Source organism: Streptodolium elevatio (assembly GCF_053592165.1).
In genome coordinates this window covers 189,067-206,802 of the sequence record NZ_JBSFVE010000013.1, presented here as the reverse complement: position 1 = coordinate 206,802, position 17,736 = coordinate 189,067, and the positions used below count along the sequence as shown (strand labels likewise).

Below are 17,736 nucleotides of genomic sequence, written 5' to 3'. Positions count from 1 at the left end.
CCCCGTCGCCGCGTACCCTCCCGGGAGAGGAAACCGGTTTTCGTTCACATGGTCAAGGGCAGGCTCAGGCCGGCACACCGAGCGGCGTGCCCGTCCTCCCCGCCTCGTGGACGAAGTGGTCCTCGTCGTAGGTCAGCCGCCTCGGGGTGACCCCCGACAGCCGCTCCAGCCGCTCGCGGGTCTCGTCGTCGCGCGGCGTGTAGACGGACATGCGCGCGCCCCTGCCGTCACTGGTCACCATGTGCGTGACGGCGAAGTCGAGCGACCCGACGGCGCTGTGGTAGTAGCACTTGACCGCGCTGTCCATGCCGGCGACCTCCTGCCGCCGCCACAGCTCGTGGAACTCCGGGGACGCGGCGATGAGCGCGTCGACCATCGGCCCCCACCCCGGATCGCCCGGGTCCGCCGCCACCGCGGCGCGCAGCTTGGCGACCAGCTGCCTGCTCGTACCGGCCCAGTCCGCGGCCAGGGTGCGCCACTCGGGGTCGGTGAAGAACATCCACAACGTGTTGCGCGCGCAGGGCGGCAGGTCGCGGTAGTCGCCGACCAGCGCCCGGTACGCCCGGTTGCCCGCCAGGATGGTCCAGCGCGGGCCGATCACCGAGGCCGGGTACGGGTTGAGCTGGTCGAGCACGAGCTGCACCGCCGGGGACACCTGCGCCTCGCTGACCATGTGCTCGGGGTCCGGGACGTCGGCGAGGTGGAAGACATGCGCGCGTTCGACGTCGTCGAGGCCGAGCACGCGCACGACCGACAGCAGCACCTGCGACGAGACGTTGATCTGCCGGCCCTGCTCCAGCCACGTGTACCAGGTCACCCCGATACCGGCGAGCAGCGCGACCTCCTCGCGGCGCAGCCCGGGCGTACGGCGGCGCGGACCGGGCGGCAGGCCGACCGCCTCGGGCGACGTGCGTTCGCGCCGCGAGCGGACGAACTCGCCGAGCTCGCGCCGACGCTTCTCGTTCTGCTCGCGCGACAGGCGTACGCGGCCCACCTGCGCGGAAGAGGACGGCACACGCGCCCCGACCAGCGCCCCCAGCCCGAAACCGACGTCCGCCATACTCCTGTCTCCGTTCTCCCCGTCCATGTGCACCATCCTCACCCGGGCCGCCCCGGCTATCCAGGTGCGGTCAGTACCAGCATCAGCAGGCTCTCGGTACCCGTGTGGCGGCACCCGCAGGGTGGGGTCATGCCACAAAGCACCCTGACCTCGGCCGCCGGTGCGGCGGCCACCCCCTCCGTCGCGCCGGCGACCGGCGGACCCGACGCGGCCCGCTGGTGGCGGGCCCTCCCCATCCTGCTCCTCGGCGCCTTCCTCCCCGTCCTGGACGCCTTCATCGTCAACGTCGCGCTCGCCGACATGGGCCGCGACCTGGGCGCGAGCGAGGCGCAGCTCGAACTGACGGTGTCCGGGTACGGCGTCGCGTACGCCTGCACCCTGGTCGCCGGCGGCCGCCTCGGCGACCGCTACGGACGGCGTCGGCTGTTCCTTCTCGGCATGGCCTCCTTCACGGTGATGTCGGCCGCGTGCGGACTTGCGCCGAACGTGACAACGCTCATCGTCTTCCGGGTACTCCAAGGCCTGACCGCGGCCCTGATGTTCCCGCAGGTCCTCGCCGCCATCCAGGCGGGCTTCGAGGGCGCCGACCGGCAGAAGGCGCTCGGCGTGTTCGGCCTGGTCGTCGGCTCCGCCGGAGCCATCGGACAGGTCGTCGGAGGACTGCTGCTGCACGCCGACCTGTTCGGCTCGGGCTGGCGTCCGCTCTTCCTGGTGAACGTCCCCGTCGGCGTCCTCGCCCTCGCCCTGGCCCGCCGCGTGGTCCCGGAGACCAAGGCCCCGGTCGCCGCGCCGATCGACGTACGCGGCGCGACGTTCCTGGCCGCGACGATCGCCCTGCTCCTGATCCCCCTCACCCTCGGCCGCGCGGAGAACTGGCCCGTCTGGACCTGGATCGCGCTCGCGGCCGTGATCCCCTTGGCCGCGCTCTTCATCGCGACGCAGTCCCGCGCCGAACGCTCCGGCCGTACGCCCTTGGTCCCGCCGTCCCTGCTGCGGCTCCCCGCCGCCCGGCTCGGGCTCTCGGCCCTCCTGGTCTTCGGGACGTGCGTCGGCGGCTTCATGTTCAGCCTCGCGATGATCCTCCAGGTCGGCCACGGCTTCACGCCGATCCGCTCCGGCCTCGCCATGGCCGTCGCCGCCACCGGTTTCCTGCTGGTCGCCCTTCTCGCCCAGCGCTTCGTGGCGCGTCACGGCGCGCTGGTCCTGGTGGTCGGCGCGTTCGTATTCGCGCTCGGCACCGACGCGTTCGCCACCGTGGCAGGCGTCACCGAGGAGAGCCTCACCCTCCCCGAACTGCTCCTCCCGCTCTTCCTCGCGGGCGTCGGATGGGGCATGGTGCTCGTTCCCCTGCTCGGCCTGACCCTCGGCGCGCTCCCCGTGGACCGCGCCGGCCTCGCCGGCGGCGTCCTGTCCACCGCGCTGCAAATCGGCCTGGCGAGCGGAGCCTCCATCCTCGGCTCGACCCTCTTCGCGGTGGCAGGCGACCATCCCGACCCGGACGCCTGGCGCAACGCCACCTACGCCGTGGCGGCCGTCCTCACCGCCCTCGCCCTGCTCACCGCCGCCCTGTGCCTCCGCCTCCACCTGGTCACCAGGAAGCCCTAGTCGCTCCTGGCACGCCCCGGCCGGGGCCGGTGCCCCGCATCGGCCGCGGGGATCGCACGATGAAACTCCGGACGGGGCAAACGAGTTCGCGTGGCGGCGCGGCGGGCGGCAAGTCGCCCCGGTTGGGTTCGGCGAAGGTCCCGTCCGGGGGCCGGCCGGGGCAACCGGGCCACCGGCGCTTCGTGCCCCCGGCGTCGCCGCGACGTTGCGTGCGGGTCCTCGACCATTCGGCGCAGGCCGGGTAGCCCGGTCCGGTGGATCGCCGCGCGGCGCCGGGTCGGTTGCGGGAGGGGGTTGCTGCACTGTCGGGAAGGCACGCCCGCTCGTGGCGGCCACCTCCCTCAGGAGTGACTGTGAACCGATTCCCCGTCCTGCGGACCCGTCTCGCCGTCGGCGCCTCCATTGTGGTGCTGGGCATGGGCGTGGCGACCGCCGTACCCGCCGCCGCCACCGCCGCCATCGCCTCCGGCGAGTACTGCCACGCCGGTTGCCAGGCCCGGGGTGGCGACGGCGTCCGGGGCGACAACGTCATCACCACCCACCACCTCACCGAGGCAGCGGCCGTACGGGCCGCCCAGGCCGCCCTCGACGCGGCCGAGGCCGACGGCCAACGCGTCAGCGTCGCCGTCGTGGACCGCAACGGCAACGCCATCGTGCAGCTGCGCGGCGACGGCGCCGGGCCCCACACGTACGAGTCGGCACGCCTCAAGGCGTACACCGCCGCGTCCTTCAACGCCCCCACCTCGGTCCTGGTCGGGCGCCTCGAACAGAACCCGACCCTGGCCGACATCCCCGGCACGCTGTTCCTCGCCGGCGGCGTGCCCGTCCAGTTCCAGGGCGCCCCCATCGCCGGTATCGGCGTCGCCGGTGCCCCGAGCGGACTCTCCGACGAGCAGTACGCCCAGGCCGGCCTCGCCGCGATCAGCCACTGACGTCCCGGTCGTCGTCCGTGCCCGCGCCGCGCGGCCGCCTTCGGGCACGGACGGCGAACCCCGCCCGGTCCCGCCGAGTTCCCCCCGCTACCGCAACACCTCGGCATCCACGAACAACGTGTCGCGGGGAGTCTCGGCGGCGAACGGCTCCCCGGCGTCCGCGTCCCACTCCTCCTCGTCCTCCGCCATGCGCTCGATCAACGCGTAGAACCGCTCCTCGGCCGGCTTCAGCGCCGCGACCGTCTCGGCCAGATCGACGCGCCCGACGAATCGCGCACCTTCCTGCCCCACCGAGAGCACCGCCAGCCAGGCGTCCGACGACGGCTTCAGCAACGCCCCGCTGGTCTCGGCCCAGAACAGCACGTAGTCGTCCCCGGGCTCCGACCTGAACCGACCGGCCCCGGCCAACAGCAACATCGCCGTGTGCATGGTGTATTCGTCGTAGCCGACCTCGAACAGGTACGCCTCCAAGGCACCTTCGCGGTGCAGGAGCACCACCGTCGTCGACCGCCCCGCGCACGACTCCTCGACACACTCGGCAAAGAACTCCCGTGCCGTGGTGTCCGCGTCAAGCCGGTCCCACCGGTCTGCCGACGAGGAGCCGTCCCAGAACCAGCCGGTGAACATCTCACCGGGGTTGGCGACCACCTCGACCCCCGGAACCGGGGCGTCCAACCACGCCTCGAACCCCTCACGCGTCATCGGTACGCGCGCAGCCAGCATGAAACTGTCCGACACCCTGCCCCCAACCCTCCCCGACCGCCCCCGACCGCCCCCGACCGCCCCCGACCGCGAGAACCTACACGGCCCCGGTGACGTCCCCATTGCCGCCACAGCCCGGCGCTCTCGAGGAGACCGGGCCGATCCGCACCGGCTTCGACGAACTCGGCGACGCCTGCGGGAAGTTCCACGAGCGCGTGGACGACGGCCTCGCCATCATGAACAAGGCCACGTCGGCGGAGGAAGGGCCGGACTATGCACACGTGTTCGCGGGTGTTCTGCACAGTGTCAGGTTCGGCCCTGGGGAGGCCGGGTGAGTGACGGGGGATCGTACGGCAGCGGGGAGAGCGGCTCGGCGGCCTCGCGGAGGTGACCGTACGCACGCGCGCCGCCATGCCCGTGCACGAAGTGCCGCGTTGCCGGGATGTTGGGCTATCGGCACGTCTCGACGCAGAGCGCACCACGGGGGTTCACGAGGCACCACGTGGTACGGCTCTCCGGGCTGCCCGACGTTCCGCGCACAGTCCCCCTGTTCGCCCGCGTGGCTCCGACGCCGCCCGGATGGCTCCCGGCGAAGTGACCTCGCTCCGCCGCCTCGTGGCCGAGGGGGGCAACCACGAGACGGCGGCGGCCTGAGCCGATCGCTTGGGGAGTGGGGGAATGGCCGACAAGGCGGCCGATGTCAGCGCGGGGTCAGGGCCTCCCCGACGCCGAGCGTCCTGGCGATGAGCATCCGCTGCACCTCGGACGTGCCCTCGCCGATCTCGAGGATCTTGCAGTCGCGCCAGAAGCGGGCCACCGGGTACTCGTTCATGTAGCCGTAACCGCCGTGGATCTGCGTCGCCTCACGGGCGTTGTCGACCGCCGCCTCGGACGTGTACAGCTTCGCGAGCGCGGCCTCGTGCTTGAACGACTCGCCGTGGACCATCCGGGACGCCGCGTGGCGCCACGTCAACCGGCTTGTGTGCGCCCGCAGTTCCATGTCCGCAAGCTTGAACGCGATGGCCTGGTTGGCGCCGATCGGCCGTCCGAACGCCTTGCGTTCGCCGGCGTAGCGGACCGACTCGTCGACGCAGCCCTGCGCCAAGCCGGTGGCCAGCGCGGCGATGGCGATTCGCCCCTCGTCCAGGATGCCCAGGAACTGGGCGTAGCCGCGGCCGAGTTCCCCGAGCAGGTTCTCGCCCGGCACGCGGCAGTCGCTGAAGGACAGTTCGTGGGTGTCGGAGGCGTTCCAACCGACCTTGGAGTACGGCGGGGCGACGGTCATGCCCGGCGTGCCGGCGGGCACGATGATCGTGGAGATCGCCTTGCCGCCGTCGGGCTTCGTGCCTGTCACGGCGGTGACTGTCACCAGTCCCGTGACGTCCGTCCCGGAGTTGGTGATGAAGCTCTTGCTGCCGTTGATGACCCACTCGCCGGTGGCGTCGTCGCGGCGCGCCGTCGTACGTGTCGCTCCGGCGTCCGACCCGCCGTCGGGCTCGGTGAGTCCGAAGGCCCCCAGCATCTCCCCCGAGCAGAGCTTCGGCAGCCACTGCCGCTTCTGTTCCTCGGTCCCGTACTTGTGGATCGGCATGGCGCCCAGTGAGACCGCTGCCTCCAGGGTGATGGCGACCGACGAGTCCACGCGCGCCAGTTCTTCCAAGGCGACGCCGAGCGCCAGATAGTCGCCGCCCATGCCGCCGTATTCCTCGGGGAACGGCAGGCCGAACAGCCCCATCTTCCCCATCTCGCGCACGATCGGGTACGGGAACTCGTGCCGCTCGTAGTAGTCCCCGATCACCGGCGCGATCACGTCGCGCGCGAACTCCCGCACGGTCGCCCGCAGGAGCTCAAGGTCGTCGTCGAGTCTGTGGTCGAGCATGATCGTCGCCTACCTCTGCTGATCGCCCGCGAGTGCGCGGACGGTACGGGACGGGCTGGGTCGGCCCAGGTGTTCGGCCATCCACGTGCTTGTGGCGACGAGGCGGCCGAGGTCGACGCCGGTGTCGACGCCGAGCCCGGTGAGCATCCACACCAGGTCCTCGGTGGCGAGGTTGCCGGTGGCGCTCTTGGCGTACGGGCAGCCGCCGAGTCCGCCGGCCGACGCGTCCACGGTCGCGACGCCCGTACGGAGCGCGGCCAGCGTGTTGGAGAGTGCCTGGCCGTACGTGTCGTGGAAGTGCACGGCGAGCCGGTCGGTGTCGATACCGGCATCCGCGAACCGGCCGATCATGTCCGTCACTTGGCCCGGCGTGGCCACGCCGATGGTGTCCCCGAGGCTGAGTTGCCAACAGCCCATCTGGATGAGGCGTACGCCGACGTCGACCACCTGCGCGGGGTCGACGGCCCCTTCCCACGGGTCGCCGAAGCACATCGACAGGTAGCCGCGGGTACGGACGCCCGACGCGGTCGCGCGCGCCACGACGGGCGCGAACATGTCGAGTGCCTCCTCCAGCCCGCGGTTGAGGTTCCGCTGCGCGAACGTCTCGGTGGCACTGGCGAAGACCGCGACATGCCGCGCGCCCAGCTCCAGGGCCCGGTCGAGCCCGCGTTGATTCGGCACGAGCACGGGGAGGTCCACCGCGGCGAGGTCCTCGATCTCCGCGAACACCTCGGCCGCGTCCGCCAGTTGCGGCACCCAGGCGGGCGGTACGAAGCTCGTCGCCTCGATCGTGGTGAGCCCGACCCCGGCGAGCCGCCGGATGAACTCCGCCTTCACATGGGCGGGGACCATCGCCGACTCGTTCTGGAGCCCGTCGCGCGGCCCGACCTCGTGGATCGTGACGCGGGCCGGAAGGCCGGCCTCCGGGACGACCATGGGCAGAGCGTTCATGACTTGTCCTCGCCTTCGACTGCCCCGCTCCGAACGGCGTCGTCCCGGTCGGCGCCGCCGGCCTCGGTGCCGCTCTCCGCGCCGCCGCCCTCCTCCGGGTGGACCAGCGCCAGGACTTCGTCCAGCGCGACCCGGGACCCCACGTCCACCCGCAGTTCCGCGAGGGTGCCGTCGAAGGGCGCGGTCACCGCGTGCTCCATCTTCATCGCCTCGACGACCACGACCGCCTGACCCGCCGTCACCCGTTCCCCGGCGGCCGCCTTCACGACGGTGACGGTCCCCGGCATGGGGGCCACCAGCGTGCCGTCCCCCGCCACACCCCCTGCCCCCGCCCCCGACGCCACGGGGTCATAGGGGGCGGCCCGCCACGTCTCCGCTCCTTGTGAGAGCCACCAACTGCCGTCGTCGGCAAGGGCGTAGCGGAAGGTCTCGGCCAATCCGTCGTACGTCAGCCGCACCTGGTCGGGCCCAACGATCACGATGTGCGCGGGCACCGCCGTACGTTCGACCGCGCTCTCCTCCGCGTCGTACGACACCTCCGTGTGCCGCCCCCGCCCGTGCACCCGCACCGTGGTCGGTTCGGCGCCCTCGACGCGGAACCGGTGGACGGTGGCCGCGTGTTCGCCGAGGCGCCAGCCCGAGGGCACCGAGAACGGATCGGTCCATCCGTCCGACGCGCCCGGCTCCGGCCCCGATCCCGTGCCCGCCCCCGCCCCCGGTTCCAAGGCCGCGTGCGCGAGCAACGCGGCCAGGACCGCGACCGTCGGCGGCGTGTCCCCCCGCAGCAGCGACGGCATCGCCGCCTCGACCAGACCGGTGTCCAGGCGGCCCGCCACCACGTCCTGGTGTGCCAGCAGGCGGGCCAGGAAGCCGATGTTGGTGTGCACGCCGAGCACCGTCGTCTCGGTGAGCGCCGTACGCAGGATGCGCAGCGCCTCGTCGCGGTCGTCCCCGTGCGCGATCACCTTGGCGAGCATGGGGTCGTAGCCGGTGCCGACCTCGGCCCTTTCCGCGAGCCCGGAGTCGACGCGTGCGAGGTGCCGGGGTTCGTCCAGCACGAGGACGCGGCCGCCGCCCGGCAGGAAGCCCCGGTCCGGGTCCTCGGCGTAGATGCGCGCCTCCACCGCGTGTCCGCGCATGCGCAGCGCCACTTCGTCCTGCGCGAACGGGAGTTCGCCGTCGGCCGCGATGTCGATCTGGCACTCGACGAGGTCCAGGCCGACGACGAGTTCCGTGACGGGGTGTTCGACCTGGAGGCGGGTGTTCATCTCCATGAAGTAGTAGTCGTCGGGGTGGTCCGCCGACACGATGAACTCGACCGTGCCCGCGCCGACGTACCCGCAGGAGCGAGCCGCCTCGACGGCCGCGGCGCCCATCGCGGCGCGCTGCCGGTCGTCGAGCAGCGGGGAGGGGGCTTCTTCCACGATCTTCTGGTGGCGGCGCTGGAGACTGCATTCGCGTTCGCCGAGGTGGATGACGTTGCCGTGGGTGTCGGCGAGGACCTGGACCTCGATGTGCCGGGGCCGGTCGATCCAGCGTTCGACGAGCAGGGTGTCGTCACCGAACGCGCCCGCCGCCTCGCGCCGCGCTGCGGCGATCTCGTCCGCCAACTGCCGTTCGTCGCGTACGAGATGCATGCCCTTGCCGCCGCCGCCCGCGGACGGCTTCAGCAGCACCGGGAAGCCCACCTTGCGGGCCTCGTCGCCGAGTTCGGCGTCGGAGAGGCCCGCGCCGCTGCTGCCGGGCACCACGGGCACGCCCGACGCGGCGACCGTCTGCTTCGCGCGGATCTTGTCGCCCATCAACTCGATCGCCGTCGCAGGCGGTCCGACGAAGACGATGCCGGCGGCCTCGACGGCACGCGCGAACTCCGCGTTCTCGGCGAGGAATCCGTAGCCCGGGTGGATCGCGTCGGCGCCCACCCGCACTGCCGCCGCGACGACGGCGGCGATGTCGAGGTAGTCGGGCACGCGTACGGCGACGTCCGCCTCCAGCACATGCGGCGCGCCCTCGTCGGCGTCGGTGTGGACGACCGCCGTGCGGATGCCCTTGTCGGCGAGCGTCGAGGCCACGCGTCGGGCGATCTCGCCCCGGTTGGCGATGAGGACCGTGTCGAACATGCGGCGGCTCACATCCGGAAGAGGCCGAAGCCGGGGTCGGCGAGGGGGGCGTTGGCGCACGCGGTCAGCGCGAGACCGACGACGGTGCGGGTGTCGAGCGGGTCGATGACCCCGTCGTCCCACAGCCGGGCGGTGGCGTAGTATGCGCTGCCCTGCCGTTCGTACTGGTCGAGCACCGGCTGCCGGAAGGCCGCCTCGTCCTCCGCGGGCCAGTCCTCGCCGCGCGCGGCGAGTTGGTCGCGCTTGACGGTGGCCAGCACGGTGGCGGCCTGTTCGCCGCCCATGACCGAGATCTTGGCGCCCGGCCACATCCACAGGAAGCGCGGCGAGTACGCCCGGCCGCACATCGAGTAGTTGCCCGCCCCGTGCGAACCGCCCACCACCACCGTCAACTTGGGAACCCGCGTGGTGGCGACGGCGGTGACCATCTTGGCGCCGTGCTTGGCGATGCCGCCGTTCTCGTACGCCCGGCCGACCATGAAGCCCGTGATGTTCTGCAGGAACAGCAGCGGGATGGCCCGTTGGTCGCACAGCTCGATGAAGTGCGCGCCCTTCAGCGCCGATTCGGAGAACAGGATGCCGTTGTTGGCGACGATGCCGACCGGGTGGCCGTGCACGCGCGCGAAGCCGGTGACGAGCGTCGCGCCGTACTCGGCCTTGAACTCCGAGAAGCGCGAGCCGTCGACGATGCGGGCGATGACCTCGCGCACGTCGTAGGGCGTGCGGTTGTCGGCCGGCACGACGCCGTACAGCCCGACCGGGTCGACGGCCGGTTCCTCCACCGGGGCGACGTCCCACGGCCGCGGTGCGCGCGGGCCGAGCCCGGCCACGATGTCGCGCACGATGCGCAGCGCGTGCGCGTCGTCTTCGGCGAGGTGGTCGACGACGCCCGACGTGCGGGCGTGCACCTCGCCGCCGCCGAGTTCCTCCGCGGTGACGACCTCGCCCGTCGCGGCCTTCACCAGCGGCGGGCCGCCCAGGAAAATGGTGCCCTGGTTGCGCACGATGACGGTCTGATCGCTCATCGCCGGGACGTACGCCCCGCCGGCCGTACAGGACCCGAGCACCGCGCTGATCTGCGCAATGCCCGCGGCCGACAAACGCGCCTGGTTGAAGAAGATGCGGCCGAAATGGTCGCGGTCCGGGAAGACTTCGTCCTGCATCGGCAGGAAGGCACCGCCGGAGTCGACCAGATACACGCACGGCAGGCGGTTCTCGTACGCGATCTCCTGCGCCCGCAGGTGCTTCTTCACGGTCAGCGGGTAGTACGTGCCGCCCTTCACCGTCGCGTCGTTCGCCACGACCATGACCTCGCGCCCCGACACGCGCCCGATGCCCGCGACGACGCCCGCCGCGGGTGCCGCCCCGTCGTACAGGCCGTCGGCGGCGAGCGGGGCCACCTCCAGGAACGGCGAGCCGGGGTCGAGCAGGGTGTCCACGCGCTCGCGCGGCAGCAGCTTGCCGCGAGCAACGTGCCGGGCGCGGGCGGTCTCGCCGCCGCCGAGGGCCGCGGTCGCGAGCCGTCGCCGCAGTTCCGCGACTTCACCCATGTGGGCGAGCGTGTTCGCCCGGTACGCCTCGCCGTGTCCGTCCGCGCGTGTGCCCAGTCGTGGCCCCAGCCCCGCCGAGGGCGCCGCACCGGCGCGCGCGGCGGTTCCGTTCGCGCGGACGCCGGTGGTCGTGGGGGTTGCCCGCATGCCGCCGCCTCCGTGTGTCGCCTCGTCCCGCCACCGGCCGCCTGTTAGCGAGCGTTAACAGAACTTGATGGACCCGACGTTAGCGATCGTTCACATCCGTGTCTAGCATGGGGGCCATGTCGGTCGAGCAGGTCACCAGTCCGCGCCGCGCGCAAATCCTGCGCGAAGCCGCGCGCCTCTTCGCGGCACGCGGCTTCCACGGCGTCAGCGTCGACGAGATCGGCGCGGCGTCCGGCATCACCGGGCCCGGCCTCTACCGGCATTTCCGCGGCAAGGACGCGATGCTCGCCGAGCTGCTGATCGGCATCAGCGAACGGCTGCTCTCCGGTGGCCGCGAATGCGTCGACGAGCACGGCGCGCCGGCCGACCGGCTGGACGCGCTCATCACCCGGCACGTCGACTTCGCCCTCGCGGAGCCCGCGCTGATCGTGCTGCACGACCGCGACCTCGCGAGCCTGCCGGAGGCCGACCAGCGCAAGGTACGGCGGCTCCAGCGGGCGTACGTGGAGATATGGGTGGGCGTGGTCGTCGACGCCTACCCGGGCTTCACGCGCGATTCACAGCCCGCCACCGAGGCACAGGCCCGCGCGTCCGTGCACGCCGTGTTCGGACTGCTCAACTCGACCCCGCACAGCGCCGCCGCCGGCCACCGCGGGCCGCGTCCCCCCGGCCCCGACACGATGGCCGCCCTCCTGCGCACTCTCGCCCTCGGCGCCTTCGCCGCGGCGGGCCGCTGACCACTGCGCGCCGACCGCCCCGAACGGGCCGTTCCACCTTGCGTGGGCCCGCACCGACCTGTGCAGCCCCGCACCGACTCCCGCCGGCCCCTGTCGACCCGCCCGCCGAAGCCCAGCCGACACCCCGAGGACGTATGCCGATGCCCCTGGTGACCCGCACCCACGACGCCGCGATCGCCACCGTCACGCTCGACTCGCCCGCCAACCGCAACGCGCTGTCGGCGGCGCTCATGGACGAACTGGACGCGCACCTGGCCGCCGTCGCCGCGGACGCGTCCGTACGCGCGGTCGTCCTCACCCACACCGGCCCGACCTTCTGCGCCGGCGCCGACCTCAAGGAAGCCGCCGCGGGCGGCATGGAGCGCGGTACGCAGCGGCTGCTCGGCCTGCTCGCGGCGATCATCGAGCTGCCCGTCCCGGTGCTCGCCCACCTGCGCGGCAACGCCCGCGCCGGCGGCCTGGGCCTGGTCGGCGCGTGCGACCTCGCGGTGGCCCCCGCGTCGACGTCGTTCGCGTTCTCCGAAGTTCGCCTGGGCCTCGCGCCCGCGATCATCTCGCTGAGCACTCTGCCGCGCCTGAACCCGCGCGCCGCCGGCCGGTACTTCCTCACCGGCGAGGAGTTCGACGGCACCGAGGCGGCGCGCATCGGGCTGCTCACGCTGGCCGGTGACGGCGTCGAAGGCACCGACGCCGCAGCCGAACACCTGCTCGCGGGCCTGCGCCTGGCGTCCCGTCAGGGCCTGGTCGAGACCAAGAAGCTGCTCAACGCCGCGCTCGCGGAACGCGTGGCCGCCGACGGCGCCGCGACGGTACGCCTGTCCGCCAAGCTCTTCGCCTCCGAAGAGGCCGCCGAGGGCATGCGCGCCCGTAGGGAACACCGCCCGCCGCGCTGGGCGGACTGAGCGGGACGTACCGACCCGGCTCGCCCCCGACGTGACCGAACCAACCGATCTGGACCGCGACCACCGACCACCGAAGGGCCGAGGATCGAGCGCATGATCAGTATCGCCAAGCTGACACCCGAGGACCGGCCCGCCTGGGAAGATCTGTTCACCGGCTACAACACCTTCTACGAAAGGGTGTTGCCGCCGGAGGCGTTCGACCGGGCCTGGTCCGGGTTCCAGGCCGACACCCGCATCCACGCCCTGGGCGCGACACTCGACGGCCGCCTCGTCGGCATCGCGCACTTCCTCGTGCACGCGAGCACCACGTCCGCGGACGTGTGCTACCTCCAGGACCTGTTCACCGCGGAGGACGTACGCGGGAAGGGCGTCGCACGCGCACTGATCGCGGCGGTCTCCGACTGGGCGCGGGCGCACGACTGCGCGCGCCTGTACTGGCACACCCAGGCGCACAACGACACCGCCCGCAAGCTCTACGACAAGGTCGCCCAGAACCGCGGCTTCATCGTCTACCAGCAGAACTTCTAGTGCTGTGGCGGAAGCGGTGAACCTTCCGGTCACAGCACTACACGTCCGGGCCCTGGAGGCGTTCGACCAGGCGGAAGCGCTCGGCCACCACGACGGTCTCGTCGTCGACCTCGAAGCCCGGGTCGCCCAGCGCCTCGCGCATCTCCGGGCTGTGCCAGAACCGTTCGTGGGCCGCCCGCCACGAGGCGATGGAGTCGTCCCCTTCGCCCTCGTCGCGGACGTGCGGCCAGTCGACGTCGCGCAGCGGCAAGGTGCGTACCTCGGTCACCTCGATGACCGCCACCGGCCGCATGTCCGAGTCGACGACGGCGCGGCGCGCACCCACGACGGGCAGCGACTCGCCGCAGACCTCGTAGTCGACGAGCAGCCCGGTCGTCGACGTCTTCTCCCCCGCCAGGATCGCCGCCACGAGCTTGTCGCGCAGCGCGCCGGGAAACCCGAACTCGGCGGGCGGGAGGGCGGAGGGATCGTTCATCTCGAAAGCATAAGCCGACGGACAATCCGGGCCGATGCGGTGACCTGGCAGCCGCGGTAGAGGCATCGCGACGCCGCCCCGCCGCCTGCCGCTCGACGTATGGGCGGGGCGAGCGGGCAGGATGGGGGTGTGCGCGTACGTCCCCTTACTCCCGCGGCGCTGGCCGAGTATCTCGCCGAGGTGGTGGCCGGCCGGGTACCGGAGGGCGGATGGCTGCGCGTCGCGGTCGACGGTGCCGCGGCGGCGGCGCCGGGCGTCCTCGCCGATGCGATGGTGGCGCCGTTGCGGACCGCCGGGCACCCCGTGCAGCGGGTGTCCGCCGACGACTTCCTGCGCCCCGCGTCGGTCCGGCTCGAACACGGGCGCCACGACGCCGACTCGTTCTACTGGTCGTGGCTCGACGAGAAGGGCCTGCAGCGCGAGGTGCTGGATCCCCTGGGCCCGGGCGGCGACGGGCGGGTGCTACCGAGCCTGTGGGACGTCGGGCGCGACCGGGCCACCCGCGCCGCGTACGTCGAACTCCCGCCGGGCGGCGTGTTGCTGCTCGACGGTGCGCTGCTGATCGGGCGTGGCCTTCCGATCGATCTGACGGTGCATCTGAGCCTGTCCCCGGGCGCGCTGGAACGCCGCACCGACGCCGACGCGCGGTGGACGCTGCCGGCGTACGACCGCTACCGCGCGGAGTGCTTCCCCGAGGAGTCGGCCGACTTCGTCGTGCGCTGGGACGACCCGCGCAGGCCCGCGCTGGTGGTGCCCGAATAGCGGGACCGGGTCCGCGGGGAGCCGCCCGGAGCGCCGGAACGTACCGACCGGGCAAATTACCGATCGAACGTTAGCTATGCCTCTGGTACGTGTAACCGCCCGGCACTACGCTCGCCTCCGCTCTTCGCACCGTGCATGCCGCATCACGCATTTGGCACCGATCAGTTCGGCAATCCGCACCGCTCATGTCCCGGGCGCTCCGAGGAGGCCGCATGTCCGAAACCACGTCGCCGAGGGGTGACGCCGGCGCAAGAGAACCCGAGCCCGCCGCGGCGGCCGCTCCGCCCCGAAATCCCCTGGGGCCACTGTGGAATCGGCAGCTCGACCGCTATCCGGGGACCGGCCCGCGGGTCTTCTACCTGTTCATCTCGACCCTGGCCGGCATCGTCCTGTACTACCAGTTGTACGTGCAGTACTCGGTGTCGACGTCCCTGATCTCCGAGTTCGGCATGACGTACATGTTCGCCACGATGATCTCCGTGGTGGGCAACCTGGCCGGTGCCTTCGCGTCGCTGCTGGCCGGGCTCGCGGACCGCTGGGGCCGTGCGAACCTCGTGGTGTACGGCCTGCTCCTGGTGGGCCTGCTCATCGTCTTCGCGGTGCCCAACGCCGAGTCCAAGACGCAACTGATGGTCTACATGGCCATCGTGAGCTTCGTCGAGGGCATCGTCCTGGTCGCCTCCCCCGCCCTGATCCGCGACTTCTCGCCGCAGATCGGCCGGGCCGCGGCGATGGGCTTCTGGACGCTGGGCCCGGTCATCGGCTCGCTGACCACGACGATCGTGACCAGCCACACCCTGGACACCCACGGCTGGGAGGACCAGTTCCGGTTCGCCGGGTACGCGGGCCTCGGGGTGTTCGTGATCGCCTTCTTCGGCCTTCGCGAGCTGTCGCCGCCGCTACGCGACCAGCTGATGGTGAGCCTGCGCGACCAGGCCCTCGTCGAGGCCAAGGCCCGCGGCCTGGACACCGAGCAGATACTCAAGGGCCAGTGGCGGCAGATGATGCGGCCGGACATCGTGGGCCCGGCCGTGGGCATCGGCCTGCACCTGATGTTCTACTACTCGGCGGTCGGCAACCTGGTCGTGTACTACGCGACCGTGTTCGGCTACTCCGAACAGCGGACCAACGCCCTGGCCAACTGGTACTGGGTGGCCAACGCGCTGTCGCTGGTGTTCGTCGGCATCGTGTCCGACCTGCTCAAGGTGCGAAAACCGTTCATGATCCTGGGCGGCGTCGGCACGGTGTTCTTCACCCTGCTGTTCCTGATGCGCACCGACGACCCCGGGACGGGCTACTACCACTCCGCCTGGCTGCTGGTCGGCATCGGCGTGTTCAGCGGCTTCACCTTCGCGCCGTGGATGGCCGCGTTCACCGAGACGGTCGAGCGGCACAACCCGGCGGCGACCGCGATCGGCCTGGCGGTGTGGGGCTGGACGCTGCGCGTCATCGTGTCGGTGTCGGCGATCTTCACCCCGATCATCGTCACGGCGGTCACCCCGCTGGTGAACGACAGCGCGAAGGTCCAGGCCGCCGCCGCGGAGGCGGGTCCCGCGGCCGAGACGGTGCAGGCCAACCCGGGGCTGTTCGCCGAACTGGACGCGTACCCCCGGCAGGAGGACATCCCGCCGGAGCTGCTGGCCAGGGCCATCCAGACCGTGGGGCTGGAGAAGCTCCTCCAGGTCCAGGAGAAGGCGGAGGCCCTGCGCACGTTGGACAAGTACGCCCCTGACGTCCTCGCGGCCCAGGAGCGGGCTCCGGACGAGTGGGAGCGGTGGTGGTGGTTCACCATCGCGTGCCAGGCGCTGTTCCTGCCGACCGTGTTCCTGATGGCCGGGCGCTGGGATCCGCGCAAGGCGCGCGCGGACGCGGAGGAACACGCCCGCAAGGTGGACGCCGAGCTGGCCGAGCTGGTGCGCGGGACGGAGGAGAGCGAGACCGCGGAGAGCGACCGGTAGCGCATACGCGGTACGGCGGCGCGGCAACTGCGGGGAAGGCGGCACAACGCCGCAGGGGCTCGTACCGGCGAAACGCCGGTACGAGCCCCTGCGGGTGAGTGAGCGGGAGGCTCAGCCAATCGTGCGGATGTTCTCCGCCTGCAGGCCCTTCTGGCCCTGGACCACGTCGAACTCGACCTGCTGGCCCTCGACGAGCTCACGGAAGCCGTTCGCCTGGATGGCGGAGAAGTGGGCGAAGACGTCGTCGCCGCCGCCGTCCTGCGCGATGAAGCCGAAGCCCTTTTCCGAGTTGAACCACTTGACGGTACCGGTAGCCATATTTCTCTCCTTCAGGGGAAGGTCCACGAATCCGCACCTCGCGGATCCGGTGTCGCTGTGATGATCACCCTGAATTCGGGAAACGGCGCAAGCACCGATACCGAAAACATCCACCGAAACCAAAAAATGCACCTGTCGTTACAACTCGACAGGTGCACACAGATTTCGCTGGGAACCACAACTGCAACGAGTAAGACGTTAGCACACCCACCCGGCCAACCGCGAAATATGGGAATCGCCGCAGGTCGCAGCCGTGCCGGGGGCGTGTCGCAGCGGGCCCGGGGCCGTAGAGTCCGGGCATGATCGACACCGCCGCGCGCCCCAAGCGCATCGTCCTGGTCCGGCACGGCGAGTCGCAGGGCAACGTCGACCCGATGATCTACGAGCGGGTGCCGGACCACGCGCTGGAGCTCACCGAGCGCGGGCGCGAGCAGGTCGAGGAAGCCGGGCGCGAGCTCCGCGCGCTGTTCGGCACCGAGCACGTGACGGCGTTCGTGTCGCCGTACCGCCGCACCCGCGAGACCTTCCGGCTGCTGGGCCTCGACCCCGAGCGCACCCGCGCCAAGGAGGAGCCGCGGCTGCGCGAGCAGGACTGGGGCAACATCCAGGACCTCGTCGACATGGAGCGCCAGCGGGCGGACCGGGACGCGTACGGGCACTTCTACTACCGCTTCGCGCACGGCGAGAGCGGCGCGGACGTGTACGACCGGGTGAGCTCGTTCCTGGAAACCATGCACCGCGACTTCGCCCGGCACGCGGTGCGGTACGGCCCGGACCGCAACGTCCTGCTGGTCACCCACGGCCTGACGATGCGGCTGTTCTGCATGCGCTGGTTCCACTGGTCGGTCGAGGAGTTCGAGTGCCTGTCGAACCCGGGCAACGGCGAGACGCGCGTGCTGCTGCGCGGCACGGACGGCCGGTACGTCCTCGACCGGCCGTTCGACCGCTGGAAATAGCGCGGCAAAAGTGGCGCGGCGGAGGTGGCACACCGGGGCGGGCAGCCCGTCGGCCGCGGCTCATCGGCCGCACGTAGGAGGCCGGTGTCGACCGTGCGGACGAGGCACGCCGAGATGGCGGGACCGGTCGCCCGACAGGGCCGCCGAACGGGCA

The 17,736-nt window shown here is 71.8% G+C and carries 17 protein-coding genes; 9 read left to right on the top strand and 8 right to left on the bottom strand.

The window, feature by feature from the left end; genetic code table 11:
* Positions 1 to 64 precede the first annotated feature (64 nt).
* Entirely contained in the window at positions 65 to 1,060 is a 996-nt protein-coding gene (locus tag ACWD12_RS24120) for a helix-turn-helix transcriptional regulator (protein WP_450101268.1), read from the bottom strand.
* A gap of 129 nt (positions 1,061 to 1,189) precedes the next feature.
* On the opposite strand from ACWD12_RS24120, the gene ACWD12_RS24115 reads away from it, so the two are divergent.
* A complete protein-coding gene (locus ACWD12_RS24115; protein WP_450101267.1) occupies positions 1,190 to 2,665 on the top strand; it encodes an MFS transporter in 1,476 nt (491 codons plus the stop codon).
* 416 nt (positions 2,666 to 3,081) lie between these two features.
* Entirely contained in the window at positions 3,082 to 3,597 is a 516-nt protein-coding gene (locus ACWD12_RS24110) for a GlcG/HbpS family heme-binding protein (RefSeq protein WP_450101326.1), read from the top strand.
* Positions 3,598 to 3,684: 87 nt separating this feature from the next.
* Here the strand turns inward: ACWD12_RS24110 and ACWD12_RS24105 are convergent, their stop codons facing one another.
* Positions 3,685 to 4,320, bottom strand: coding sequence for a hypothetical protein (locus tag ACWD12_RS24105; protein WP_450101266.1), 636 nt, complete (start codon positions 4,318 to 4,320; stop codon positions 3,685 to 3,687).
* Between the two features lie 89 nt (positions 4,321 to 4,409).
* Here ACWD12_RS24105 and ACWD12_RS24100 point away from each other — a divergent pair, with 89 nt between their 5' ends.
* Entirely contained in the window at positions 4,410 to 4,634 is a 225-nt protein-coding gene (locus ACWD12_RS24100) for a hypothetical protein (protein WP_450101265.1), read from the top strand.
* A 365-nt stretch (positions 4,635 to 4,999) separates the two neighbouring features.
* Here the strand turns inward: ACWD12_RS24100 and ACWD12_RS24095 are convergent, their stop codons facing one another.
* The 4 genes from ACWD12_RS24095 to ACWD12_RS24080 are packed head-to-tail and all read right to left on the bottom strand — an operon-like array spanning position 5,000 to position 10,799.
* Positions 5,000 to 6,178: an acyl-CoA dehydrogenase family protein gene (locus ACWD12_RS24095; protein WP_450101264.1), complete on the bottom strand. Its 1,179-nt coding sequence runs from the start codon at positions 6,176 to 6,178 to the stop codon at positions 5,000 to 5,002.
* 9 nt (positions 6,179 to 6,187) lie between these two features.
* Positions 6,188 to 7,129 carry a hydroxymethylglutaryl-CoA lyase gene (locus tag ACWD12_RS24090; RefSeq protein ID WP_450101263.1) on the bottom strand — a complete coding sequence of 314 codons (942 nt, stop codon included), beginning with the start codon at positions 7,127 to 7,129 and terminating at the stop codon, positions 6,188 to 6,190.
* Positions 7,126 to 9,249, bottom strand: coding sequence for an acetyl/propionyl/methylcrotonyl-CoA carboxylase subunit alpha (locus ACWD12_RS24085; RefSeq protein ID WP_450101262.1), 2,124 nt, complete (start codon positions 9,247 to 9,249; stop codon positions 7,126 to 7,128). Before ACWD12_RS24085 ends, ACWD12_RS24090 begins: the two co-directional genes overlap by 4 nt.
* 8 nt (positions 9,250 to 9,257) lie before the next feature.
* The gene (locus ACWD12_RS24080) at positions 9,258 to 10,799 is read right to left on the bottom strand and encodes a carboxyl transferase domain-containing protein (protein ID WP_450101325.1); all 1,542 of its coding nucleotides are present in this window, start codon (positions 10,797 to 10,799) and stop codon (positions 9,258 to 9,260) included.
* A gap of 254 nt (positions 10,800 to 11,053) precedes the next feature.
* Between ACWD12_RS24080 and ACWD12_RS24075 the strand changes: the two genes are divergently transcribed.
* From ACWD12_RS24075 to ACWD12_RS24065, 3 genes are all read left to right on the top strand, one after another.
* Positions 11,054 to 11,683 (top strand): TetR/AcrR family transcriptional regulator, encoded by a 630-nt coding sequence (locus tag ACWD12_RS24075; RefSeq protein WP_450101324.1) that lies wholly within the window; start codon positions 11,054 to 11,056, stop codon positions 11,681 to 11,683.
* A gap of 140 nt (positions 11,684 to 11,823) precedes the next feature.
* Positions 11,824 to 12,585, top strand: coding sequence for an enoyl-CoA hydratase family protein (locus ACWD12_RS24070; RefSeq protein WP_450101261.1), 762 nt, complete (start codon positions 11,824 to 11,826; stop codon positions 12,583 to 12,585).
* Positions 12,586 to 12,678: 93 nt separating this feature from the next.
* Positions 12,679 to 13,113, top strand: a complete 435-nt coding sequence (locus ACWD12_RS24065; RefSeq protein WP_450101260.1) for an N-acetyltransferase family protein — start codon at positions 12,679 to 12,681, stop codon at positions 13,111 to 13,113.
* A gap of 37 nt (positions 13,114 to 13,150) precedes the next feature.
* Here ACWD12_RS24065 and ACWD12_RS24060 read toward each other — a convergent pair whose 3' ends face one another.
* The gene (locus ACWD12_RS24060) at positions 13,151 to 13,588 is read right to left on the bottom strand and encodes an ASCH domain-containing protein (RefSeq protein WP_450101259.1); all 438 of its coding nucleotides are present in this window, start codon (positions 13,586 to 13,588) and stop codon (positions 13,151 to 13,153) included.
* 129 nt (positions 13,589 to 13,717) lie between these two features.
* Here ACWD12_RS24060 and ACWD12_RS24055 point away from each other — a divergent pair, with 129 nt between their 5' ends.
* Both ACWD12_RS24055 and ACWD12_RS24050 read left to right on the top strand, forming a co-directional pair.
* Complete coding sequence (locus ACWD12_RS24055) at positions 13,718 to 14,350, top strand: uridine kinase (RefSeq protein WP_450101258.1); 633 nt, start codon at positions 13,718 to 13,720, stop codon at positions 14,348 to 14,350.
* 212 nt (positions 14,351 to 14,562) lie between these two features.
* Entirely contained in the window at positions 14,563 to 16,308 is a 1,746-nt protein-coding gene (locus ACWD12_RS24050; RefSeq protein WP_450101257.1) for an MFS transporter, read from the top strand.
* Positions 16,309 to 16,419: 111 nt separating this feature from the next.
* Here ACWD12_RS24050 and ACWD12_RS24045 read toward each other — a convergent pair whose 3' ends face one another.
* Positions 16,420 to 16,626: a cold-shock protein gene (locus ACWD12_RS24045; protein ID WP_358352206.1), complete on the bottom strand. Its 207-nt coding sequence runs from the start codon at positions 16,624 to 16,626 to the stop codon at positions 16,420 to 16,422.
* 299 nt (positions 16,627 to 16,925) lie between these two features.
* On the opposite strand from ACWD12_RS24045, the gene ACWD12_RS24040 reads away from it, so the two are divergent.
* Positions 16,926 to 17,582, top strand: a complete 657-nt coding sequence (locus ACWD12_RS24040; protein WP_450101256.1) for a histidine phosphatase family protein — start codon at positions 16,926 to 16,928, stop codon at positions 17,580 to 17,582.
* Positions 17,583 to 17,736: the final 154 nt, after the last annotated feature.